This window comes from Pseudomonas sp. PDM31, from assembly GCF_019218965.1.
GTDB lineage: Bacteria > Pseudomonadota > Gammaproteobacteria > Pseudomonadales > Pseudomonadaceae > Aquipseudomonas.
The window spans coordinates 296,298-319,288 of record NZ_JAHUWS010000001.1 but is presented as its reverse complement, the minus strand read 5'-3'; the positions used below and the strand labels follow the sequence as shown (position 1 = coordinate 319,288).

The following is a 22,991-nucleotide window of genomic DNA, read 5'->3' as shown; positions in this document are numbered from 1 at the left end:
TGCCAGCGATGACGCCCGAACGGGCAACACAAAGTTCAAGACCGCATCGCCAGCAAGCCGGCTCCTACAGGCACTGTGATTGGTTGAAGAGCCCTGTTTATTCCTCTTCCTCATGCTGTAATTCGAACAGCAGCAATGACCGGCCAGTGACCGAGTATTGGTGACCGAACTCGAAGCGTTCCTGGCCGCGGATCGACGGTTGATGGGTGTCGATCATGCATGTCCAGAACCCGCCATCCGGCACTTGCGGCAGCTCGAAGTTGACTACGTCGTGGTGGGCGTTGACCACCAGCATCAGCGTGGCGTCGCCACCTTTGCGGCGGATACCGGTTTCCTGCGCGCGGCCGTCGAGCAGCATGCCCAGGCAGCGATTGTGCGCGTCATGCCAGTGTTCGGTGGTCATTTCGCTGCCGTCCGCCGCCAGCCATGTCACGTCCTTGACGCCAATGTCCTCGTTGTAATTGCCTACCAGAAAGCGCCCGCGTCGCAGGATCGGATAGGTCAGGCGCAGTTTGATCAGGCGTTTGACGAACTTGAGCAGGGCCTTGCCATCTTCGCTGAGGTCCCAGTTGACCCAACCGATTTCGCTGTCCTGGCAATAGGCATTGTTGTTGCCATCCTGGGTGCGGGCGAACTCATCGCCGGCCACCAGCATCGGTGTGCCCTGTGCCAGCAGAAGGGTCGCGAAGAAGTTGCGCATCTGGCGGTGACGCAGCGCGTTGATCTCGGGGTCGTCTGTGGGGCCTTCGACGCCGTGGTTCCACGACAGGTTATTGTTGCTGCCGTCCTGATTGTTTTCGTCGTTGGCTTCGTTGTGCTTGTCGTTGTACGACACCAGGTCGTTGAGGGTGAAACCGTCATGGGCGGTGACGAAGTTCATCGATGAATAGGGACGCCGACCCCGTTGGTTGAACATCTCGCCGGAGGCGGTCATGCGGCTGGCGAAGTCCGCCAGTTGGCCGTCGTCGCCTTTCCAGAACGCGCGCACGGTGTCGCGAAATTTGTCGTTCCATTCAACCCAGCCCGGCGGAAAACCACCGACCTGATAACCGCCAGGGCCGCAATCCCAAGGTTCTGCGATCATTTTTACCTGGCGCAGCACCGGGTCCTGGCGGCAGGCGACGAGGAAGCTGTGGCGTTCATCGAAACCGTCGTGATAGCGCCCCAGAATCGTCGCCAGGTCGAAACGAAAACCGTCCACGTGCATTTCCGTGGCCCAGTAGCGCAGCGAATCGGTGACCATTTGCAGCACGCACGGGTGGCTCAGGTCCAGGGTGTTGCCGGTCCCGGAATCGTTGATGTAGAAGCGTTTGTCGTCGGGCATCAGGCGGTAGTACGAAGCATTGTCGATGCCACGCATGGACAGGGTCGGGCCTTGTTCGTTGCCCTCGGCGGTGTGGTTGTAGACCACATCCAGGATAACTTCCAGATTGGCTTCGTGCAGGTGCGCAACCATTTCCTTGAACTCGGCAATCTTGCCGCTGGCCAGGTAGCGCGGGTCGGGGGCGAAGAAGGCGATGCTGTTGTAGCCCCAGTAATTGGTCATGCCCTTGTGCAGCAGATGCTGATCGTTGACGAAGGCGTGGATCGGCAGCAGCTCCACGGTCGACACCCCCAGCTTGCGGATATGCTCTACCACATCCTCGACCATCAACCCGGCAAAGGTGCCACGCACGTTTTCGGGGACAGAAGGATGGCGCATGGTGAAGCCGCGCACGTGGGTTTCATAGATGATGGTTTTGTCCCAGGGCACGCTGACACGATGGTCGTGGCCCCAGGTGTGCGCCGGGTCGATCACCTTGCATTTGGGCACGAACGGGGCACTGTCGCGCTCATCGAAACTGAGGTCGGCATCGGGGTGGCCGATGGTGTAGCCGAACAAGGCTTCGGACCACTTCAACTTGCCCACCAGTTGCTTGGCGTAGGGGTCGATCAGCAGCTTGTTATGATTGAAGCGATGGCCGTTGGCCGGGTCATACGGGCCGTAGACCCGATAGCCGTAGATCAACCCCGGATGGGCGTCGGGAAGATAACCGTGATAAATCTCGTCGGTGTATTCGGGCAGTTCGATGCGCTCGAGTTCCACCTCGCCGGTGTCGTCGAACACGCAGAGTTCGACCTTGGTGGCGTGGGCGGAAAACAGCGCGAAATTGACGCCCAGACCATCCCAGGTCGCCCCTAGCGGGAATGGCAGGCCCTCGCGGATTCGCGAGGGTTCGGATTTAGGCGCGGGTGCGGTTTTTTTTGGATGGGTCATAAGTGCTCCCAGCAGTATTTATTCGGGCGCACGGGCCCACGCTGGCGCTTGAACGCGCCATGAATACAGTCAAGACAATCCGCTGAAGCGTCAGGACGCCGGAGGCTTTTTCGCGGTGCGGGGCTTTTTCTCTGCCACTTTTTCCCCCGGTGGAATCACTTTCGAAGCCGCAGCCGGTTTGGCTTTGGCCTTGGCGGTGGACGCGGCGGGGGTGCCGTCAAGCTTGCCGTTGAGCTTGCTGTTGGACTTGCCCGCTGCGGGTTTGGCAGCGGTGCCCTTGACGGTCGTGGCCTTTGGCGATTTGCTCGGTGCAAGGGCTTCGGCTTCCGCCAGTTTGCACGCCATCTCCCAGTGGCGGGCTTCCTGGCCTTCGGGTTTGCCTTCCGATTCCCAGATCTGATAAGCGAATTCGCGGATGCGTTTATCGTCGGTACTCATCGCAATGCTCCTGAACTGAACTCAAGTGTGGGTAGTTTGGATAATGAGATTGACCGGGAAGTCCCCCAGCGCGGCGCTGATCATCAGCTCCCTGTGTTCTGTGACTGCAACGTCTGAAAAAAATCCCTTCAGATTTTCCCCAGGCCGGGTGAACGGCAATATGACCCGGGTATCGCCCCACAGCGGCGCGCCAACCTGTGGCCCGGCACTGTTTTCCAGCAGTCCGGCGCAGCGTATCGGCACAAGGACGATGGCACGCTTTGCCTCGTATTCCCGTACAAAACCCAGTACTCGATGGGCCTGGCTGCCGAGCACTTCCAGGGCCCGATAAGTGCCATGCCTGAACAGCCCGGCGTTCGCGGCACGCAGGTTCAGGGTGCGGGCGATCAAGATTTGCTTGATGCGCCCGTCGTGCCAGTTCGCCAACAGGTCAGGCAGTTCAACCGCCTGCTGCAGGGCCTGTTCACGACTGGCGTAATCCACTGCCCGGCGATTGTCCGGATCGACCAGGCTGAAGTCCCAGAAGTCATTGCCTTGATACAGGTCCGGTACCCCCGGCACGGTCATTCGCAGCAAGGTTTGCGCCAACCCGTTGAGCGCGCCTGGCGCGGCGATCGCACGCACCGCCTTGGCGATGGCAGTGCGCAGCAGGTCACCCTCGGGGCTCAGTAGCAGGCGCTGGATAAAGTCCTCGGTTGCCTGCTCGTAGGCTTCATTGGGGGCACTCCAGCTGCTTTGCAGTTTGGCTTCGCGCAGGGCTTTGCGTTGCCATTGCCAGAGGCGTTTGGCGTACTCCTGCAAGGCCGTCTGATCGTCGACTTTCAGTGTCAACGGCCAGCTGCCGAGCAGGGCTTGATAGAGAATCAACTCATCGCCGGCCGACGGCATTTGCTCGTCATTGCGCAATGGGCGGGCAAGGGCGCGCCACAGCTCGACCTGATCGGCATACCAGGCACTGCGTTCGCTCAGCACCGCCAGCCGTGCGCGCGTGTCTTCGCCACGTTTGTGGTCGTGGGTGGCGGTGGCGAGCAAGTTGTCCGGGAAGCTTGCAAGACGATCGAGGCAGGCCCGATGGAAGTCCGCCACCGGGGTGCTGAACTGCTCGGTGCTGAACCCAACGTCGTTGCGTGACAGCAACACGGCCGAGCGATAAAACGCAGTGTCTTCCACCGCCTTGGCCGCTGCCGGAGAGGTCAACTGTTGAAAGCGCACGCAGGCATGTTTCAGGCGCTTGCGCTGGCGTCCCGCAGCGCATTGACGCCAGGGTTCGCCACCGAGCCAGTTGGCCAGGCAATCGAGCACCGGCCAGTCGGCTTCGCCCAGGATCTGCCGTGCACCGTCCATGGCCTGCTGGAAAAATCCTTCGTCCTGGGGCGAGCGGCCCAAGGGGCTGATGTAAGTGCGGTACACCGGGAAATGCACGATCAACGCTTGCAGTGCCCGGCGAATCGCACCCAGGGTCAAATCGCGGGTCATCAGGTCATCCCGGGCCACCTGCAACAACGCCTGGGCAACACTTTCGAAGTCGCCGGCCAGGGAGCCGTTGAGGATTTGCTGGCGTGCCAGTTGGGCTTCCTGTGTGAAGTCGGCGGGCCGCTGACTGTGGTGCTGCCACAGCGCACCCAGCACCTGCGCGCCCTCGGGGTCGTGTTGCAGCAACGACACCTGGTTCATGAATTCGTAACCAGTGCTGCCGTCAACCGACCAGTCGCGGTGCAGGGTTTCGCCTTCGCCGAGGATCTTTTCGACGAAGATGGGCAGGTGCCGACCGGGCGTCAGGCTATCGACCCGGCGCCTTAACTTGCGGCAATAACCGCGCGGGTCGGCGAGACCGTCGATGTGGTCGATGCGCAAACCGTCGACCAGTCCTTCGGCCACCAGCTGGAAGATCCTGGCATGGGTCGCTTCGAACACCGCCGGGCGCTCCACGCGCAATCCGCCCAATTCGTTGACATCGAAGAAGCGTCGCCAGTTGATGTCGTCCGCCGCCGTGCGCCAACTGGCCAGGCGATAACTCTGGCGCTCCAGCAGATTATGCAGGCGTGGAAAACCTTCGGCAGTTAGCGAGTCGTAGTTGTTCAGGTGCCGCTCAATGGCAGAGGCAATGGCCGGATCGCTGGCGAGTTCACGCAGCTGCGCTTTAAGTGGTTGTGCCAGGCTGTGCGCGTCAGTCTGATAGCTCAGGGTACTGAAGCGATCAGCCAGGGCTTTGAGTTGTTCGCCGTGCAGTACGTTGAGCGGTGCGTCAATCTTGAGCAGTTCGCCATAATCACTGGGGCAAATCGGGAAACGATGTTCATAGTGCTCGACATGAAACGCGCCCAGCTGAGCATCGAAACGCAAGGGCAGGGTGCCTTCCTGCAGCGCGATGCCATAGTCGCTACCCAGGAACGGCAGCAGCAGTTGGCCTTCCATCAACGGGTCGGGTGAGTGCCACTGGATATCGAAAAACTCGCCGTAGGGGCTCAGGCGTCCCCACTCCAGCAGGTCGAGCCACCAGGGGTTATCGCCGCCGCCCACCGCCATGTGGTTGGAGACAATGTCGAGGATCAACCCCATGTTGTGCCTGCGCAGCGCGCTGACCAGACGCCCAAGCGCCTCTTCGCCGCCCAGTTGCGGGTTGATCGTGGTCGGGTCGACCACGTCGTAACCATGCATGGAGCCGGCGCGGGCGCTCAGCAGCGGCGAGGCATAGACATGGCTGATGCCAAGGCGGGCGAAGTACGGCACCAGCGGTACCGCATCATCCAGGGTGAAGTCCTTGTGAAATTGCAGGCGCAGGGTGGCCCGCAGTGATGGGCTGAACGCTTCGGTCATCGATCACGCTCGACGGCTTGAAGTCGCGCACAGGCGAGCAGCTCCAGGCGCCGGGCGGCGTCCACACCATCGAGCAGTGCTTCACTGTCGCCCGATAGCCGTCGTGACCAGTTGGGGTGGATATCGACAGTGCCCGGCAGGTTGGCCTGTTGTTCGATGCCCAGGGCATCTTCGAGCGGCAGCAGCACCAGAGGCGCCCGGGTATGGCCGAGAAATCTTACGCTGGCGTCGAGGACCTGATCGGTTTCATCATGGGACTCTTCACGGAAATTCTGCGGGTCCTGGCTCAACGCCCGGCGCAGGCCTTCACGCTCGCGTTCGCGGTGTTGTCGCCATTCGATTTCGCCGCTGGCATCGACCAGGCCAAGGCGGGCGTACCAGTCGATATCGCGACCGTGCCACCAGCCGTTCAGAGTCGGCAGGTCATGGGTGCTGGTGGTCGCCAGGGCGTTGTCCGGCCAGTCGAGGATTGGCTTGAAGTGGGTGTTGTCCTGTTCGAACAACAACACGCGCATGCCGAGCATTGAACGGGCGATGAGTTTTTCCCGCAGGCCTTCGGGCACGGTGCCGAGGTCTTCGCCGAGCACGATGGCCTGATGGCGATGGGACTCCAGCGTCAGCAGGCGCAACAGATCGTCCACCGGGTAATAGAGGTAGGCGCCGTCGGCCGGTGGCGAACCGTTGGGAATCACCCACAGCCGTTGCAGCCCCATGACATGGTCAATGCGCAAGCCCCCGGAGTGGGCGAAGTTGGCCCGCAGCATCTCGATGAAAGCGCGGAAGCCGTGACGCACGAGGCCTTCGGGCGCGAACGCAGAAATCCCCCAGCCCTGTCCGCTACGGTTGAGTATGTCCGGCGGCGCACCCACGGTGAGGGACGCGAGCAGTTCGTCCTGGCGGCTCCAGGCCTGGCTGCCGGCGCCATCGGCACCCACCGCGAGGTCAGCGATCAGGCCGATGCTCATGCCGCTGCTGCGGGCGGCGGTTTGCGCGCGTTCCAGGCAGCGAGTGATCAACCACTGGCAGAACGCATGGAAACCGATGCGCGTGGCATTCTCTTCGGCGAATTCGGCGAGGGCGGCACTGCGCGGGTCGCGCCACTGGTCCGGCCACTGCCGCCAGTCGAGGCTCTCTCCGCGCGCCGCGCGGGTTTCCTGGATGGCTTCGAAGCGGCAGTGGTTCTCCAGGGCTTCGCCGCCGGCATGACGGAAGCTGCTGAAGTCCGGGTGCAATGGGTGTTCGCCCTGGACAAAGCCTTCGTACAGCGCCTGCAACAGTCGATGCTTGGCTTCGGCAGCGGCCGGCCAGTCGATCAGTGGACGTTGTTCCAGATCCTTCAACTCGGCCGCCAGACCGGTAGCATCTATGGCGCTGCGCATCGCGCGCTCGCCAAGAATCGCCCCCGGTGCGCAGTACAGGCTATTGAGAAACAAGCGGCTGGACGGTGAGTAGGGGCTGTAGCGCCGGGTGTCGCTGGAAAACATCGCGTGCAACGGGCTGATCGCCAATGCCTCGGCGCCGCGTTCGCCGGCCACCCGGGCCAGGTCTTCCAGGGCCTGGGTATCGCCGAAACCGCCATCACCGGGGCGGCGCAAGGCGTACAGCTGCACGCTCAGGCCCCAGGCGCGGGGAATCGGGCTGTCCACGGCATCGCCCACACTGAAACAACGCTCAGGTGCGACGGCCAGCGTGAAGGATTGCCCGTCGATCCTGACGTGCTGGTAGCCGACCGGAATCAGGCCGGGCAATACCGCGTTGGCGTCCAGTTTCAGGTGCAGCCACGCGCCATCCTCAAGCTGAATTTCACACGGGGTGTGCGGGGCAAAGTAGCGCGCCAGGTTCAGACCAACGCCAAAGTCGGCGGTAATCAGTGGCGGCAGGTGCAGAGTCTGCTGCGCCGCCTGCAACTCCAGCAGGCTGGCGTCGATTTCCTGAGCGCTGCCGGCGGGGTGGCCGAGCCCGGTCAGAACGGCGCGCAATACCGAGGGTGCGACTTTTTGCGGCCGTCCGTTGGCGTCGATCCAGTCGACCGCAAGTCCGGCTCGGCTGGCCAGTGTTTCCAGTTGCGCATCACTCATGGGCGCTCTCCATCCAGGGGTAGCAAAGGGGCTGCGATCGTCAGGCTGACGATCGCGCAATACGCAGCAAGGGTGCCCTGATCAAGCAGACCGGCCGATTGCGGCGGCTCTTCGAAGAGTAGCTCGGCACCGGCCTGTGGGGAGTGGACCACGGCCTTCTCGCTGAGGTTCAGGTCAATTCGCAACTGACTGCCATCGCCCAGCCGCCAGGTTGCGCTGACGGCGCCCGGGCCCAATACGGCGGATTGCAGCGCCTGTGCACCCGGCAAGCGCGGGACGATGTGGCGATGGCGCAGCTGCAACAACTGGCGATACAGTTCGTGCATCGGCCCATGGCCGGTCGCCGGCAGCCCAGGGCGTGATGCTTCAAAGGTTGCCTGGGCGTTAGGGTCGGGAATCTGCTCACGCCGCTGCGGGTCGGCAAAGGCGCTGAATGCGGCGAACTCGTTGCGCCGACCATCGCGTACCAGCTGCGCCAGTTCACCGTGGTGGCTGGTAAAAAACAGGAAGGGCTGCTCGGCTGCGAACTCGTCGCCCATGAACATCAAGGGAATCATCGGCGCCAACATCAGCAGCGCGGTGGCTGCCCGCAACGCTTGCGGGTGCGCCAACTGATGCAGGCGCTCGCCAAAGGCGCGGTTGCCAATCTGATCATGGTTTTGCAGAAACAGGATAAAGGCGCTCGGCGGCAAGTGCCCGCTGGGCTCGCCGCGGGCGACGCCGTGGCGGTTGATATGGCCCTGGAACACGAAGCCCTGATTCAGGCAGCGCGCCAGTTGTTCGGTTGGGTTTTGCGCATAATCGGCATAGTAAGCGTCGGTTTCGCCGGTCAGCAGCACGTGCAGGGCGTTGTGGCCGTCGTCGTTCCACTGGGCGTCATAGCCTTGCTCGAGCAGGCTGGCCTGGTTGTGTTCGTTTTCCACCATCAGCCACACATGCCGCTGCGGCGCGATCTGCCGGCGCACCCGTCCGGCCAGTTCCTGGAGGAAGTCCGGGTCTTCTATGGCGTGAACCGCGTCCAGGCGCAAGCCGTCGAAGCGGTATTCCAATACCCACATCAAGGCGTTTTCGATAAAGAAGTTGCGCACCTCGCGGCGGCGCAAGTCGATAGCCGCGCCCCAAGGTGTGTGCCGGTCTTCGCGGAAGAAGCCCTTGGCGTAATGGTGCAGGTAATTGCCGTCGGGCCCGAAGTGGTTGTAGACCACGTCGAGAATCACCGCCAGGCCGTAGCCGTGGGCAGTATCGATCAAATGCTTGAGCTGTTCTGGAGAACCATAAGACGCCTGGGGCGCGAAGGCCAGGACGCCGTCATAGCCCCAGTTGCGGTCGCCGGGGAATTGCGCCACCGGCATCAGTTCGATCGCGGTAATACCCAGGTCTACCAGATGCGCCAAATGCTGCTCGACCGCGCTGAAGCCACCGAGCGCCCCCACATGCAGTTCGTAGATCACCGCTTCGTGCCAGGGCCGTCCATACCACCCGCTGTGGCGCCACTGATAAGCCAATGGATCGACGACGATACTGGGTTGGTCGATACCCCCGGCCTGGGCGCGGGAGGCCGGATCGGGGACCTCCAGTTCGCCGTCGATGCAGTAGCGATATCGCATGCCTGCCGGGCATCGGACGTCGCTGACAAACCAGCCATCGTCCTGAGGCAGCAGTGCCACGGATCGTCCATTTTCCAGTTCGACGCTGACGTAAAACGCATCTGGCGCCCACAACGCAAATTGCGTGTGCTGATCGTCCAGCATGAGTGCGCCGTGGGGCCAGGTCTCAAAGCTCCGTAACGGCATCTAAAAAGTCCCTTACTGTTTGCCCGATTTACCCAGGGCTTTAGCCACCAGCTGTTCATAAAGTTCGGCGTAGGGCTCGACCGCCTTGCACCAGTTGAACGGCGCGGCCATGGCCCGGCAACGCATGGCGTTGAGCAGGTCGGGGAAGGCGAACACCTTGAGTGCACGGCTCACGGCTTCCTGGTAGCTCTGCACCGTCGACTCGTCAAAGAGGAAACCGGTCACGCCGTTTTCAATGGTGTCGGCCAGCCCGCCGGTGTTGCGTGCCACTGGCAGCGAACCGAAGCGCTGGGCGTACATCTGGCTCAGGCCGCAAGGCTCGTAGCGCGAAGGCATCAGCAGGAAATCGCTGCCGGCAAACATGCGTCGGGCATCGGTTTCGTTAAAGCCGATGCGTACGCCGATCTGCCCGGGGAAACGCACGGCCAGTTCACGCATGGCCTGTTCTTCTTCCGGTTCGCCCCGACCGATGATCGCGATCTGGCCCCCGGATTTGACGATGTATTCAGAGACCGCTTCGGTCAGGTCCAGGCCCTTTTGGTAGACCAGGCGCGAGACCACGGCGAACAGTGGGCCCTCGCAGGCGTCCAGGCCGAACAGTTCACGTACGTGGGCGGCATTGGCTGCCTTGCCTTCCCATTCGCCGATTTTGAACGGGCAGAACAGATGGGGGTCGGTGGCCGAATCCCAGCTTTCATCGATGCCGTTGGGGATGCCGCTGAGCAGGCCTTGCTGAGTCTTGGAAGCCAGAAAGCCGTCCAGGCCGCAGCCGAAGTCCGGGGTGGTGATCTCCTGGGCGTAGGTCGCACTGACCGTGGTGATGTGGCTCGCATAGGCCATGCCGGCCTTGAGGAACGACATCTTGCCGTAGAACTCCATGCCTTCCTGCTGGAGCGCATGATGGGGGATGCCCAGCTCAGGGCATGAGCCAAGACTGGTCACGCCCTGGTACGCCAGGTTATGGATGGTGAACAGCGTAGGGGTCCGCTGCCCTCGCCAGTGCATGTAGGCGGGCGCCAGCCCCGCCGGCCAGTCATGGGCGTGCACCAGGTCCGGGCACCAGTGGATTTGTGCAAGATTGGCGGCCATGTCGGCAGCAGCAAGGCCCAGGCGGGCGAAGCGAATATGATTGTCCGGCCAGTCACGACCGTTGTTGGCACCGTAGGGCGAGCCTTCGCGCTCATAAAGCTCGGGGCAGATCAGTACGTAAATGACCAGACCGTCGGGCATGTCCATGCGCCCGATCTTGCACGCGGGCACAGCGGCGTGCCCACCGAGTTCGCCGACGATGTGAATCGGGTTTTCACTGTTGAGCACTTGCGGATAGCCTGGAATCAGCACCCGCACATCATGCAGATGGGCCATGGCACGGGGCAGCGCTGCAGACACGTCGCCCAGGCCGCCGGTTTTCACCAGGTCAGCGATCTCCGAAGTGACAAACAGCACTTTCTTGCGGTTGGGATTCTGGTTGACCACTGGCGTCAGCGTCTTGGAGCCTGGCACGTTGACAGGTTGACTGGTGGCGACAGTCAAGGCGCTCGTTTCGCCGACCTGATGAGCACGCTCTCCCTTTAATTCCAAAGCCGTACTGATCATATGAATCTCCCGTGTTGTGATCTAGTTCTAGGTCTGGCGAACGGTGTTCCATGGCCAATCCCGTGGCCGGGCGCAAACGCGCCGCGCATCAGTGAGCAAGCGCTGCCCAACGCGCTGAAGCAGGATGTGTGAATGAGCCGTTGCAAAGATTGCACCAGTCGCAAAGCACCTTCTTGTCAGATGACCGACCGGTATAGGTAAAAGTTTCGACTATTTTTCCAGTTTGTGACCGACCGGTTTCATCTCGAGAAAATGAGTCTAGGCCAGAAGTTAGAGCGGTACAGGCTTGATGGCAAAATTGTTCGACAATCGGTTTAAAGCGGCACGGACGTGCCTGATAGAGAGGCAAGCGCACCGACGAAGGGCATGTTTTTATGCGTTTATGCCTCAAAATTTAACCATTTGGTCATATGAATGTGCGAGGGCTTGAAAGCGTGCGCACCGTTGTGGTGCGCGATAGGCGAGTCCCGCATTTGGCCGAACCACTGCCTTACTCCCCACCTTGGTGCCTTGTTATAGTTCTGTCCTCTTTTTTGCCCGCTAAAGGATCACAGGCATGTCTCAATACAGCGCGTTCAACGTCGAATTGGTCGAAAAAATCGCCCATGTGCAGATCAATCGTCCGGAGAAGATCAATTCGATGAACGCGGCGTTCTGGAGCGAGATCGTCGACATATTCCAGTGGATCGATGACACCGATGAAGTGCGTGTCGTGGTGCTGAGCGGTGCCGGCAAACACTTCTCGTCGGGCATAGACCTGATGATGCTGGCCGGCGTGGCCAATGAACTGGGCAAGGACGTGGGCCGCAATGCACGCCTGCTGCGGCGCAAGATCCTCAACCTGCAAGCGTCGTTCAATGCGGTCGATAACTGCCGCAAACCGGTGCTTGCGGCGATCCAGGGATATTGCCTGGGCGGCGCCATCGACCTGATTGCCGCGTGCGACATGCGTTACGCCGCCGAAGACGCCCAGTTCTCGATCAAGGAAATCGACATCGGCATGGCCGCCGACGTTGGCACGCTGCAACGCTTGCCCAGGATCATCGGTGACGGCATGCTGCGTGAGCTGGCTTACACTGGTCGCACCTTCGGCGCCGATGAAGCGCGGGGCATGGGCCTGGTCAATCGCGTGTACAGCGACAGCGCCAGCCTGCTTGACGGCGTGATGGGCATTGCCCGCGAAATCGCCGGCAAGTCGCCGATTGCCGTCACCGGCACCAAAGAGATGATCAGCTACATGCGCGACCATCGCATCGATGACGGCCTCGAATACGTCGCCACCTGGAACGCCGCCATGTTGCAATCGACCGATCTGCGCGTGGCCATGGCCGCCCATATGAGCAAACAGAAACCTGAATTTCTGGATTGATTAAAAATGATTTCTCGCTGGACCACTGCAGTACTGGATACCGATCAACCTGGTGGCTGGGCCGTCGCGCGCAGTCCCGAAGGCTTTCTGTTCGATGACAACGGCGCGCTGTTTCCCCGGGAATGGCTCAAGCGCCAGGATCTGTCGATCATCGCCGAACATGGCATCGGTCATCTGGATGGCGAGCCGGTGTATCTGCTGGAGCTGCGCAGTCACAGTGAAGTGCCGGGCTGCAACTGGAAGGGCTTGCGGGCATTCATGCTCGAAGGCGATCCCACGCTCTACAAGGTACTCGGTTACGCCGCACAGATTGGCACCTGGGCCCGCGAGCACCGCTTCTGCGGCAACTGCGGGCAGGCGACTCACCAGGTAGTGCGTGAACGGGCGATGTATTGCCAGCCCTGTGATCTGCGCTATTACCCGCGAATCTCACCGAGCATGATCGTGCTGGTGACCCGTGGTGACGAGATCCTGCTGGGGCGCTCGCCGCGCTTCGTTCCAGGTGTCTACAGCACCCTGGCAGGCTTTGCCGAGCCGGGCGAGTCGGCCGAGGATTGCCTGATTCGCGAGGTTCGCGAAGAGGTGAGCATCGAGGTCAGGAACATCCAGTACATGGGCAGCCAGTGCTGGCCGTTCCCGCATTCGATGATGCTCGGTTTTCATGCCGAATACGCCGGGGGCGAAATCAAGTGCCAGGAAGACGAAATCGAAGACGCCCAGTGGTTCAACGTGCACGAGCTGCCGCCGTTGCCGGCGTCACGCTCGATTGCCCGCTACCTGATCGACGTCTATGTGGCGCGACGTTTAGGTCACGCTGAACCAGTGTTGCCAGGCTAGCCGTACGGTCAGGCCCAGCACCACGGTAATGAACACCGGACGAATGAATTTGGCACCGCCACTGATGGCGGTGCGCGCGCCGAAGAAGGCGCCGACCATCAAGGACGAACCCATGCACAGGCCGATGACCCAGTCCACCTGACCGGAAAAAATGAACACCGACAGCGCCGCCGCGTTGCTGACGAAGTTCATGCTGCGCGCCACGCCGCTGGCCTTCACCAGGTCGATGGGGTAGAGCAGTAGGCTGCTGACCGTCCAGAACGCCCCTGTACCGGGGCCGGCCACGCCATCATAGAAACCCAGGCTGAAGCCCTGGGTCGATTGCCATTTCTTCTTGATGGGTGCCTCGCTGTCGAGCGGCGCCTTCGGCGTGCCGCCAAACAGCAGATAGACGCCACAGGCAAACACGATCACCGGCAGCATCTTGTTCAGCCATTCCGCCGGCAGGTAATGGGCGACCACGGCACCGGTCAGCGCGCCGACCAGAGTGCCGACGATGGCGTGCACCCATTGTCCGGGGTGGAACAGCTTGCGACGGTAGAAGGTGAAACTGGCAACCGCCGAGCCGAAGGTCGAACTGAGCTTGTTAGTGCCCAGCACCAGGTGCGGCGGCAGGCCGGCGGTGAGCAACGCCGGGGTGGTCAACAGACCACCGCCACCGGCAATGGCATCGATGAAACCGGCAACAAAAGCAACAAGGGCCAGAATGGCCAGGGTAGAGAGGTCAACGCTGAGTTCGAAAGGCATGGGATCGGCTTATTCGGCGGGAGCATGAAGGCTGCGGGGAAGGGGTGACATATTACCCACCTGAACATCACAAAACCAATGTGGGAGCGGGCTTGCTCGCGAAAGCAATGTGTCAGTCAACGTTGATGTTGAATCTGACGGCCCCTTCGCGAGCAAGCCCGCTCCCACAGTTTTATCGGTGTTTACAGGCCCAGATCCGACAGCCCCGGATGATCGTCAGGACGACGTCCCAAAGGCCAGTGGAACTTGCGTTCGCTTTCCTTGATTGGCATGTCGTTGATGCAGGCGAAGCGGTGGGCCATCAGGCCGTCTTCGTTGAATTCCCAGTTTTCATTGCCGTAGGAACGGAACCAGTTGCCCGAATCGTCGTGCCATTCATAGGCATAGCGTACGGCGATGCGGTTGTCGGTGAACGCCCACAGCTCCTTGATCAGGCGATAATCCAGCTCCTTGGCCCACTTGCGGGTCAGGAAACCCTTGGCTTCTTCCCGGTTATAGGCGAACTCGGCGCGGTTTCGCCATTGGGTGTCCAGGGTGTAGGCCAGGGACACGCGCTGCGGGTCACGGGAGTTCCAGCCATCTTCGGCCAGACGTACTTTCTCGATAGCCGATTCACGGGTGAACGGCGGCAATGGCGGACGAACTTCGGCGTTAGACATTTCAAGTCTCCGTATCAAGTTGACGTTAAAACATATTGTCGGGCTTGATGAAGCTATTACAGGTCCAATAACTTTCGCGCCATGCATTGCGCATTATCGGCGGCACTGTGATCACCCATTACAAGCGCCACGGTAATGGCACCGTCGATCAGGATCAGCAGCTGCTTGGCCAGCATTTCCGGATCTTGAGCGCCATGTTCGGTACACAGCTCGCACACATAGTCGAGCAGCTTCTGTTTATGTTCTTTGGCGACCAGACGCACCGGGTCTTGCGCGTCGCCGGTCTCGCCACTGGTATTGATGAATGCGCAGCCGCGAAAGCCGTCAGAGGCAAACCAGCGGGTGAGCACGGTAAACAGGTTGAGCAGTCGGTCGCCCGGGGTATGGGCCTGGCCGACTTCGTTTCTGTACCACTGCATCCAGCGTCGGTCGCGGCGTTGCAGGGCGGCGACGACCAGGTCTTCCTTGTTGTCGAAGTAGCGATAAATACTTTTTCTGGAGACGCCGGCGGTTTTCACCAGAAGATCCATTCCGGTGGCGGCGATGCCATTTTTGTAGATCAACTTTTCGGTGACATCCAGAATGATGTCTTGGGTGTCGTTGCTGGTGGTTTTGTTCATGTAATTGATAGTAGAACGATCGTTCTCCTGTGTCTAGGGGTATTTTGTTGCCTGTGAAGCCGCTTTCGCGAGCAAGCCCGCTCCCACAGGGAAATGTGATTCAAAGGTGGGAGCGGGCTTGCTCGCGAAAGCGGCTTCACAGACAGTGACAAGACCCGACCCCGTCGATGGTGTAAGCTCTTGGGTTCTTCGGATTCGACCCATTGCGAGCCCTATGCCGTCGCTTTTCAAACGCTCTCTGCTGCCAAAACTGCGCAGTTTTCCGCTGACCGCCGATAGCGTCAGCATCCTTTGCGGCGCAGCCGAATTCCGTCGTTGCCTGCTGGAAAAGATCGCCAGTGCAACCCGGCGCATCTATATCGTTGCCCTGTACCTGCAACAGGACGAGGCCGGCCAGGAAATTCTCGATGCCCTGCACGCGGCCAAACTGGCGCGTCCTGAACTGGACGTGGTGGTGGCCGTTGACTGGTTGCGCGCCCAGCGCGGCCTGATCGGTGCCGGCAAGCAGCCAGGCAACTCCGCCTGGTATCAGGAAATGACCCGCACCCACGCAAGCGTAGTGCCGGTGTACGGCGTGCCGATACAAACCCGCGAGCTGTTCGGCGTATTGCACCTCAAGGGCTTCGTGATCGATGACTGCGTTATTTATAGCGGGGCGAGTCTGAACAACGTCTATCTGCACAAGTTCGACAAGTACCGTTACGACCGTTATCACTTGCTGCACAACCGCGACCTGGCCGATTCGATGCACCACCTGGTGCAGCACGGTCTGGTCGCTTCCAAGGCCGTGCATCGCCTCGACCTGCCGAACCTGCCGACCACCCGCAGTCTGCGCAACGATATCGGCGACCTGCGCAGCCGCCTCAAACACGCCGCGTACGACACCACTGCAGGCACCACGGACAAGGCGGGGCTGTCGGTCAGCCCGTTGCTCGGGGTTGGCAAGAACAACCCGTTGAGCCGGGTCATTGGCGAATTGATTGCCGGCGCCCGGGATCAATTGACCATCTGCACGCCGTATTTCAACCTGCCATTGGCCGTGACCCGGGAAATCAACCGGGCGCTGGCGCGAGGCGTGAAGATTGACATCGTGGTTGGCGACAAGACCGCCAACGACTTCTACATTCCGCCGAGCGAGCCGTTCAAGGTCATCTCGGCGCTGCCGTACTTGTACGAAATCAGTCTGCGCCGGTTCGCCAAACGGCATCAACGCAACATCGACAGCGGCCAGTTGAACCTGCACCTGTGGCGTGATGGCGACAACACCTATCACCTCAAAGGTATGTGGGTCGACCAGCGCTACACCTTGCTGACCGGCAACAACCTCAATCCGCGGGCGTTCCGTCTCGATCTGGAAAACGCCTTGTTGATCGATGATCCGAAAAGTGAACTGCAGGCGCCGCGCAGCAAGGAACTGGCGGAAATCTTCCAGCACACCCGGCGCATCGAGCGCTTCCAGGATCTGCAAACCCTCGCCGAATATCCGGAAGGCGTGGCCAAGTTCCTAAAGCGCGTCAGCCGGGTGCGCATCGAGCGGTTGCTCTACCGCATCCTGTAATGGGTTCTGACTTGCCAGCGATGGTCATTTCACTAACGCCATCGCTAGCAAGCCGGCTCCTACAGTAAATCTGCGTACGACTAAAAACTCCCCTGTGGGAGCTGGCCTGCCGGCGATGGCGGCGTGTCAGTCGCCAGTGATGTCAGGTGTGCCGGCCTCATCGCCAGCAGGCTAGCTCCCACAGTAAATCTGCGTACGACTACAACCCCCCTGTGGGAGCTGGCTTGCCAGCGATGAGGCCCTTGCAGGCGCTAGAGGCTTCAGTTCAGCCCCAGCTTGCCACGCAACGTCGACAAATCCTCAGCCAGCGTATTAACCGGCCCCACCAGAGCCTTGCGGTCGTTGTCCTTCACTTTGTCGTAGGTTTCGAAACCGCCGTCCTGGGTTTTGTACCTGGCCAGGATCTTGTCCACGGTGGCAAAGTTCTTGTCGACCTTGGCCACAAACGCCGGGTCCTGCTGCTCGATCTGCGCACGGAACAGGTCGACGATTTTCTTCGCGCCGTCGATGTTGCCCTGGAAATCGTAGAGGTCGGTGTGGCTGTAGCGATCTTCTTCGCCAGAGATCTTGGTGGCCGCCACTTCTTCAAGCAAAGCGGCGGCACCGCCCACGACTTTCTCCGGCGGGAAGGTCAGGCCGGCGACGCGCGACTGCAGATCCAGGATGTCCTTGCTCAGGCCATCCGCCAATCCATCCAGGCCCTGGGTGCTCTTTTGCGAGAACAGCGAGTACTCGATGCGGTGAAAACCCGTGAAGTCTTTGGCCTCCACACCCTGCTCGTGGTCGTCAACGCGCGAATCGATAGACGCATCCAGGTCACTGAACAATTCGGCGATCGGCTCAATCGACTCGTAGTACACCCGGGTTGGCGCATAGAGTCTTTGCGCGGTGACCAGGTCGCCTTTTTTCACCGCATCGGTGAACTGCCGGGTATGGCTGGCCAGTTCGTCCAGTTGTTCGGTGACGTAAATCTTGTAGTCCGAAACCGGTCCCACCAGGTCCATGGGCGCTGTCGCAGCGAAAGCTGAAAGCGAGGTGTTGAGCAAGCCGAGGGTCAGGATTAACGCGAGGGGGGACTTTTTCATTGCAGGGTTCCGTGCGGGTGGTGCCGATCAGGCGGTGGTCTTCGGGTGTGTAGATTCAAGCAGCGAGCGACCGATGAAATCCTGCTCGCCAGTAACACCGGGCAAGGTAAAGAAGTACCCGCCACCGACTGGTTTGAGGTATTCCTCAAGTGGTTCGCCATTGAGTCGGGTCTGCACGGTGATGAAGCCTTTTTCCAGGTCGGCCTGGTAGCAGATGAACAGCAGGCCCATGTCGAGCTGGCCGTTCTTGTTCACACCGTTGGAGTAGTTGAACGGCCGGCGCAGGATCAGGTTGGCCTGGGTCGCGGCGGTACGCGGATTGGCCAGGCGGATGTGGGCGTCGAGTCGGGTCAGCTTGCCTTCGGGGTCTTTGTGATAGTCCGGCACTTCGCTTTCGTGGGAGCCACCCATGGGCGCGCCGGTGCTTTTGACCCTGCCGAGAATGCTTTCCTGTTCCTGTAGCGGTGTGCGGTCCCAGCGTTCGACGAAGTTACGGATGATCCGCACTGCCTGGTAACTGCCGTTGGCTGCCCATGCCGGTTCGTCGCTGCCGGACTGCACCCAGACAAGGCTGTCCATGGCTTTGGCGTCGTTGGAATCGGGGTTGGCCGAGCCGTCGCGAAAGCCGAGGAAGTTGCGCGCGCTCTGGGCCGGCAGGCCGGGTTTGGCCGGGGCCTGGGGCGGCACGCTGCCTTCCTGTTTCCAGCGCACCAGCAGCAGGTCCGGCAGGTTCTTCACGATATCGCGCAAGGCATGGATATTGGTGTCAGTTGTGTTGGCGCAGAACTGCAGGCTGAGGTCGCCGTGGCAGCAGTCTGCCTCCAGCGCATCGTTGGGAAAGCCAACCATGCGCGTCAGCCGGCGCGGCTTGGCGTCGGCCAGGCCAAAGCGCTCATCGAACAATGAATGGCCCACCGAAACGGTAATGGTCAGGTTGTCCGGGGTCACCACCGGACCGAGGATGCCCGAGTCCACAGGCGGCAGTTTCGGGTCGACCTCGGCCACCGGGCCACCCTTCATCAGGAACGCGATGCGCTCGTTGAGTGTACGAAACAGCCGCTCGAGATCTTCGCGATCGCTGGCAAGCACATCAAACGCCACCAGCATGCCCGACGCCGGGCGGGGCGTGACGATGCCGCTCTGGTGCTTGCCATGAAAAGCGTGGCGGTCTTCGGTCTTGTCGCTGCTAGGCGCTTCGGTGACTTGCGCCGGGCTTGCGGCCATGGCCGGACAGCTCAGTGCCGTACCTGCCAGGGCAACACCGGCGGCCCCCATGCCCATCAATACACGACGGCGCTGGAGATTGAATTGCTCTGAATCATTCATCGAAAAAGGGTCTTCTGTTTACAGGCCGCAAAGGCCAAGGGCGGGATCGATTGCATCGAGTGCGGCGGCCAGTGCCTTGGCCTTGTCGGCGATCTGCTGGCGTTGCCCGGCACTGACACTGTCGTAACTGGCATAGCCGTCGTTGACCTTGAAACCATTGAGTTCGGTATCAAAAGCGTTGAGGGCACTGTCGATTTGGAGCAGCAGGTCGGCGGCGGACTTCACCAGCAGCGGACGTAACAGATCGACGACTTTGCGCGACGCTTCAAGGTTGGCGGCGAAGCCGTTCAGGTCGCTGTGGCTGTAGCGTTCTTCTTCACCGCTGCTGGCGCGAACATCAGCGAGGTTGTTGAGATTGCGCAGGACGATGCTGACCAGTTGCTCCGGCGGCAGCGACTGGGCCAGCAGTTGCTGCTTGAGGCGGGTGACATCCGTCAACAGGCCCTGGGCGACCGGCGCCAGACCGTCGAGATTGCGCTGCTGGAACAGGGCGTATTCAATGCGGTGGAAGCCGCTGAAGCCCGGGTCTTGCTCGCGCTTTTCGAAATAGTCGGCGCGCGCATTGATCGCATTATCCAGCTGTGCCAGACGTTGCGCGGCCGGGGCGAGCCGTTGATAGGCGGCGCGGGCCGGCAGGTACAAGGCTTGCGCCTGGCTGAGGTCGCCGGCCTCGATCGCCTGTTCAAGGGCGCTGACGGCCTTGATCAAGGCGCTGCCCTGGGTGCTCAGGTACACGCGAAATTCCGACAGTGGCCCGACAAAAGCCACCATCGATGGCCTGGCCTTGGCGGCCGCATCGGAGGCGGCGGTGGGTGTGACGTGCAAGGTGCCGCGCGGGTTGCTCAGCAGGCCGCAGGTGATTGCGTAGTCGCCGGGTAACAGGTTGGCATTGATCACCTGGCTCAGGCCGGGGGCGATGTTTTCCCGTTCCTCCACCACCAGCACACCGTCGAGGATCTCCCATTCGACGGCACGCTCAGAGCGATTGACGATGCGGAAACTGGCGCGACCGGCCGGGACCGTCAGGGCATTGGGTTCACAGCTGTGCGGATGGATGGTCACCAGTACTTCATCGTGGTTGGCCTGGCGCTTGGCGGCAGCGATGGTCGAGGCGTAGTAGAACAGGCCGCCGGCGGCGATCATCACGATCACCGAACCGGCCACCGCCCAGCGCAGGACGCGGGGAGAGGGTGGGGTTTGATTTGGCATGGGTGCCCTTACTGACTGGAAATGCTGGAAGACTGTTTGACGGGAGTGGCGACCGGGTAAAAAAACAACACCAGCGCCACCAACAGATACAACAGCCAGGCGCCAAGGGTGCTGACGGTGGGCGCATCCTGATAACCGAACATGCCGGCCAGCACCGAGCCCAGGGGGCCATCCATCGGCAGCGTGGCGCTGATGTCGAAAAGTACCGTTTGCAGGTGATTCCACAGCCCGGCTTCATGCAAAGCCTGCACAGAGTTGGCGAGGATTCCGGCGGCGACCACGAGGATGAACAGCCCGGTCCAGCGGAAAAACTCACTGAGGTTCAGGCGCATGCTGGTGCTGTAGATGAGCACGCCAACGATGATTGCCAGAACCAGGCCGAGCAGGGCGCCGACTGGTGCCGCCGGGCCTTCGCTCTGCTGGAACACGGCGAGCAGGAAGAACACTGTTTCCAGGCCTTCCCGGGCCACGGCGAAAAACACCATGGCGATCAGCGCGGTCACCTGGTGCTTGGAGCCGCTCAAAGCGTGGTCAAGGGAGACGTGCAGCGAATGCTTGATCGAGCGGGCGACCTTGCGCATCCAGAACACCATGGAACTGAGGATGCCGACCGCCAGCAGACCGATGACGCCTTCAAACAGTTCTTGCTGCTTTTGCGGGAATTCGGCGCTGACCAGTTCCAGGCCACCGCCCACCAACAGGGCCAGGGCTGCGGCAAGGAATACGCCAATCCAGACGGCGGGCATCCATTGGCCGCGGCCGGTTTGTTTAAGGTAGCTGGCGATGATGCCGACGATCAGCGCCGCTTCGATGCCTTCGCGCAGCATGATCAGAAAAGGAACAAGCATTCAGCGGCGTCTCGGATTTAGATAGGGAGCTAAGTTGTAACATAATGACACTAATTCCTATATGGCATTGATTGCTATTTCCTGAACCTAAGCTGAACAGATCAAAAGATCGCAGCCTGCGCTAATATGCCAGCCACTCAAACAATAGGGTTCGCCTCGCTCAATGTCGGAAAAAGACACCATCTCCATCCACTTGGTGCGTGAAGCGCTGTTGCAAAGCTGCGCCCCGGGCGTTGCCACTGAAGAGGTGTTGAGCAAGGTCGGCATCGATCCGCAGTTGCTGGGCAGTGCCGACGCCCGCGTACCGGCCAGCGCTTATGCGCGTTTGTGGCGACTGCTGGCGCGGCGGGGGGACGATGAATTTTTTGGCATGGACCCGCGCAAGCTCAAATCCGGCAGTTTTGCTTATCTGTGTCGTTACGCCATGGCCCAGCCGAGCCTGGCGGCTGGCCTGAACTGTGCTTTGGGGTTCCTGTCGTTGATGTTCGAGCGCATGCCGGCGCTGCTGGTGCGCCAGCAGAGCCTGGCAGAAATCGTCCTGCTCGAAGACGACCATGAACCGCGCCGGGCCTTCAGCTATTTCACCTACTGGATGATCGTGCACGGTGTTGCCTGCTGGCTGGCGGGACGGCGGATTCCGATCCTGGCCATTGAATTGCGCTGCCCGCGGCCGGATTTTTGCGATGACTACCAGGTGATGTTCTCCGAGAACCTGCGTTTCGACCGCCCACGCACGCGGATGATTTTCTCGGCCGACTGCCTGGACCTGCCGATCAAGCGCAGCGCTGAAGAGCTCAAGCGGTTCCTCGCTTATGCACCGGCCAACATACTGGTCAAATACCGCGATTCGCAGAGCCTGGCCAGCCGCATCAAGCATGACCTGCGGCAATTACCCGGCGAACATTGGCCGGAAACCGAAGCGCTGGCGCAGCGTCTGTGCATGTCGGCCTCGACTTTGCGCCGCCGCCTGGCCGAAGAGGGCCAGACCTATCAGGGGCTCAAGGACAGCGTGCGCAAGGAGTTGGCCATCGTCTGGCTGGCAGAGCCGAGCATCAGCTTCGCCGAGATCGCCACGCGCCTGGGCTTTGCCGATGTCAGCTCGTTTTACAAAGCCTTTCGCAAGTGGTCCGGTTCCAATCCGGGGCATTACCGCAGCCTGATCCTCAATGAAGTTGAGTAATCTCAGCGGCGCTGCAGCCACTCCTCGCGGGTGATTTCCCAGACCTCCCGGGTGAACTGCCCGGCGACAAACCTGCCTGAGTCGCTGCGAATCAAGCGCATGCCGGTGCGTTCGGAGAGCTTGCGCGAACCGATGTTCGGTGCGGCTTTCGGCACCCGCAACACGGATCGACCCAGGGTGTTGAACCAGAACTCGGTGACCGCGGCGCTGGCTTCGCTGATCAACCCCTGGCCCTGCCATTTTGGTCCCAGCCAGAAGCCACGGTTGTTGTCCTGTTCGTTCATCAGGCTGATGTTGCCGATCAGTTGCCCGGGTGCTGATTTCAGGCGGATCGACCAATGCCATTCTTCACCCCGGGCAACCGCCGGCAGGGCATTGTCGCGCAGATAGGTCAGCGCGCCATCAGCCGGGTAGGGCCAGGGCACGAAAGCGTTGAGGTAGCGCACCACTTCCCAGTGCGGGAACTGCTGCTGGATAGCATCGGCGTCTGCCAGTTTCAATGGCCGCAGGATCAGGCGCCCGGTGACAAGCGTGGGTGTGTCTTCCATAGGGGGAAACGTTCCTTGAGCAGGCT

18 protein-coding genes are annotated in these 22,991 nt (G+C 61.0%); 4 read left to right on the top strand and 14 right to left on the bottom strand.

Annotation, left to right across the window (positions count from 1 at the left end):
- Positions 1-97: 97 nt before the first annotated feature.
- From glgX to glgA, 6 genes are all read right to left on the bottom strand, one after another.
- Positions 98-2,257 (bottom strand): glycogen debranching protein GlgX, encoded by a 2,160-nt coding sequence (glgX, locus tag KW839_RS01270; RefSeq protein WP_218423135.1) that lies wholly within the window; start codon positions 2,255-2,257, stop codon positions 98-100.
- Positions 2,258-2,347: 90 nt separating this feature from the next.
- Positions 2,348-2,695, bottom strand: a complete 348-nt coding sequence (locus KW839_RS01265) for a DUF2934 domain-containing protein (protein WP_218423134.1) — start codon at positions 2,693-2,695, stop codon at positions 2,348-2,350.
- Between the two features lie 21 nt (positions 2,696-2,716).
- A complete protein-coding gene (locus KW839_RS01260) occupies positions 2,717-5,512 on the bottom strand; it encodes a malto-oligosyltrehalose synthase (protein WP_218423133.1) in 2,796 nt (931 codons plus the stop codon).
- Positions 5,509-7,590 (bottom strand): 4-alpha-glucanotransferase, encoded by a 2,082-nt coding sequence (gene malQ, locus KW839_RS01255; RefSeq protein WP_218423132.1) that lies wholly within the window; start codon positions 7,588-7,590, stop codon positions 5,509-5,511. Before malQ ends, KW839_RS01260 begins: the two co-directional genes overlap by 4 nt.
- Positions 7,587-9,383, bottom strand: a complete 1,797-nt coding sequence (gene treZ / locus KW839_RS01250) for a malto-oligosyltrehalose trehalohydrolase (RefSeq protein WP_218423131.1) — start codon at positions 9,381-9,383, stop codon at positions 7,587-7,589. The genes malQ and treZ overlap by 4 nt, the downstream gene beginning before the upstream one ends.
- 12 nt (positions 9,384-9,395) lie before the next feature.
- Positions 9,396-10,979 (bottom strand): glycogen synthase GlgA, encoded by a 1,584-nt coding sequence (gene glgA, locus KW839_RS01245; RefSeq protein ID WP_218423130.1) that lies wholly within the window; start codon positions 10,977-10,979, stop codon positions 9,396-9,398.
- 556 nt (positions 10,980-11,535) lie between these two features.
- Between glgA and KW839_RS01240 the strand changes: the two genes are divergently transcribed.
- Both KW839_RS01240 and nudC read left to right on the top strand, forming a co-directional pair.
- A complete protein-coding gene (locus KW839_RS01240; RefSeq protein WP_060542244.1) occupies positions 11,536-12,348 on the top strand; it encodes a crotonase/enoyl-CoA hydratase family protein in 813 nt (270 codons plus the stop codon).
- 6 nt (positions 12,349-12,354) lie between these two features.
- Positions 12,355-13,185: an NAD(+) diphosphatase gene (nudC, locus tag KW839_RS01235; RefSeq protein ID WP_060542243.1), complete on the top strand. Its 831-nt coding sequence runs from the start codon at positions 12,355-12,357 to the stop codon at positions 13,183-13,185.
- Here nudC and KW839_RS01230 read toward each other — a convergent pair.
- The 3 genes from KW839_RS01230 to KW839_RS01220 form a co-directional block, all read right to left on the bottom strand.
- Positions 13,153-13,932 carry a TSUP family transporter gene (locus tag KW839_RS01230; RefSeq protein ID WP_060542242.1) on the bottom strand — a complete coding sequence of 260 codons (780 nt, stop codon included), beginning with the start codon at positions 13,930-13,932 and terminating at the stop codon, positions 13,153-13,155. The genes nudC and KW839_RS01230 overlap by 33 nt on opposite strands.
- A 182-nt stretch (positions 13,933-14,114) precedes the next feature.
- Positions 14,115-14,591 carry a nuclear transport factor 2 family protein gene (locus tag KW839_RS01225; RefSeq protein ID WP_218423129.1) on the bottom strand — a complete coding sequence of 159 codons (477 nt, stop codon included), beginning with the start codon at positions 14,589-14,591 and terminating at the stop codon, positions 14,115-14,117.
- A 56-nt stretch (positions 14,592-14,647) separates the two neighbouring features.
- Positions 14,648-15,211 (bottom strand): TetR/AcrR family transcriptional regulator, encoded by a 564-nt coding sequence (locus KW839_RS01220; RefSeq protein ID WP_218423128.1) that lies wholly within the window; start codon positions 15,209-15,211, stop codon positions 14,648-14,650.
- A 214-nt stretch (positions 15,212-15,425) separates the two neighbouring features.
- Here KW839_RS01220 and pssA point away from each other — a divergent pair, with 214 nt between their 5' ends.
- The gene (pssA, locus tag KW839_RS01215) at positions 15,426-16,769 is read left to right on the top strand and encodes a CDP-diacylglycerol--serine O-phosphatidyltransferase (protein ID WP_060542241.1); all 1,344 of its coding nucleotides are present in this window, start codon (positions 15,426-15,428) and stop codon (positions 16,767-16,769) included.
- Positions 16,770-17,029: 260 nt separating this feature from the next.
- On the opposite strand, the gene efeO (KW839_RS01210) is transcribed toward pssA, so the two are convergent.
- From efeO (KW839_RS01210) to efeU, 4 genes are read right to left on the bottom strand one after another with little or no spacing between them, the layout of a single operon-like run.
- Positions 17,030-17,854, bottom strand: coding sequence for an iron uptake system protein EfeO (efeO, locus tag KW839_RS01210; protein WP_060542240.1), 825 nt, complete (start codon positions 17,852-17,854; stop codon positions 17,030-17,032).
- A gap of 27 nt (positions 17,855-17,881) precedes the next feature.
- Positions 17,882-19,180, bottom strand: a complete 1,299-nt coding sequence (efeB, locus tag KW839_RS01205; RefSeq protein WP_218423127.1) for an iron uptake transporter deferrochelatase/peroxidase subunit — start codon at positions 19,178-19,180, stop codon at positions 17,882-17,884.
- Positions 19,181-19,198: 18 nt separating this feature from the next.
- Entirely contained in the window at positions 19,199-20,389 is a 1,191-nt protein-coding gene (gene efeO, locus KW839_RS01200; protein ID WP_218423126.1) for an iron uptake system protein EfeO, read from the bottom strand.
- Between the two features lie 8 nt (positions 20,390-20,397).
- Positions 20,398-21,237, bottom strand: coding sequence for an iron uptake transporter permease EfeU (gene efeU, locus KW839_RS01195; RefSeq protein WP_218423125.1), 840 nt, complete (start codon positions 21,235-21,237; stop codon positions 20,398-20,400).
- Positions 21,238-21,400: 163 nt separating this feature from the next.
- Here efeU and KW839_RS01190 point away from each other — a divergent pair, with 163 nt between their 5' ends.
- Positions 21,401-22,417, top strand: a complete 1,017-nt coding sequence (locus KW839_RS01190; RefSeq protein ID WP_060542236.1) for an AraC family transcriptional regulator — start codon at positions 21,401-21,403, stop codon at positions 22,415-22,417.
- Between the two features lie 2 nt (positions 22,418-22,419).
- On the opposite strand, the gene KW839_RS01185 is transcribed toward KW839_RS01190, so the two are convergent.
- Complete coding sequence (locus KW839_RS01185) at positions 22,420-22,965, bottom strand: GNAT family N-acetyltransferase (RefSeq protein WP_218423124.1); 546 nt, start codon at positions 22,963-22,965, stop codon at positions 22,420-22,422.
- Positions 22,966-22,991: the final 26 nt, after the last annotated feature.

Excerpts from the sequence above, each read along its gene's own strand:
- KW839_RS01225 (WP_218423129.1), bottom strand. The coding sequence starts at position 14,591 with ATGTCTAACGCCGAAGTTCGTCCGCCATTGCCGCCGTTCACCCGTGAA.
- efeO (WP_218423126.1), bottom strand. The coding sequence starts at position 20,389 with ATGCCAAATCAAACCCCACCCTCTCCCCGCGTCCTGCGCTGGGCGGTG.
- treZ (WP_218423131.1), bottom strand. The coding sequence starts at position 9,383 with ATGCCGTTACGGAGCTTTGAGACCTGGCCCCACGGCGCACTCATGCTG.
- efeO (WP_060542240.1), bottom strand. The coding sequence starts at position 17,854 with ATGAAAAAGTCCCCCCTCGCGTTAATCCTGACCCTCGGCTTGCTCAAC.
- glgX (WP_218423135.1), bottom strand. The coding sequence starts at position 2,257 with ATGACCCATCCAAAAAAAACCGCACCCGCGCCTAAATCCGAACCCTCG.
- KW839_RS01190 (WP_060542236.1), top strand. The coding sequence starts at position 21,401 with ATGTCGGAAAAAGACACCATCTCCATCCACTTGGTGCGTGAAGCGCTG.
- efeU (WP_218423125.1), bottom strand. The coding sequence starts at position 21,237 with ATGCTTGTTCCTTTTCTGATCATGCTGCGCGAAGGCATCGAAGCGGCG.
- glgA (WP_218423130.1), bottom strand. The coding sequence starts at position 10,979 with ATGATCAGTACGGCTTTGGAATTAAAGGGAGAGCGTGCTCATCAGGTC.
- KW839_RS01260 (WP_218423133.1), bottom strand. The coding sequence starts at position 5,512 with ATGACCGAAGCGTTCAGCCCATCACTGCGGGCCACCCTGCGCCTGCAA.
- KW839_RS01220 (WP_218423128.1), bottom strand. The coding sequence starts at position 15,211 with ATGAACAAAACCACCAGCAACGACACCCAAGACATCATTCTGGATGTC.
- pssA (WP_060542241.1), top strand. The coding sequence starts at position 15,426 with ATGCCGTCGCTTTTCAAACGCTCTCTGCTGCCAAAACTGCGCAGTTTT.
- KW839_RS01185 (WP_218423124.1), bottom strand. The coding sequence starts at position 22,965 with ATGGAAGACACACCCACGCTTGTCACCGGGCGCCTGATCCTGCGGCCA.
- efeB (WP_218423127.1), bottom strand. The coding sequence starts at position 19,180 with ATGAATGATTCAGAGCAATTCAATCTCCAGCGCCGTCGTGTATTGATG.
- malQ (WP_218423132.1), bottom strand. The coding sequence starts at position 7,590 with ATGAGTGATGCGCAACTGGAAACACTGGCCAGCCGAGCCGGACTTGCG.
- KW839_RS01240 (WP_060542244.1), top strand. The coding sequence starts at position 11,536 with ATGTCTCAATACAGCGCGTTCAACGTCGAATTGGTCGAAAAAATCGCC.
- KW839_RS01265 (WP_218423134.1), bottom strand. The coding sequence starts at position 2,695 with ATGAGTACCGACGATAAACGCATCCGCGAATTCGCTTATCAGATCTGG.
- nudC (WP_060542243.1), top strand. The coding sequence starts at position 12,355 with ATGATTTCTCGCTGGACCACTGCAGTACTGGATACCGATCAACCTGGT.
- KW839_RS01230 (WP_060542242.1), bottom strand. The coding sequence starts at position 13,932 with ATGCCTTTCGAACTCAGCGTTGACCTCTCTACCCTGGCCATTCTGGCC.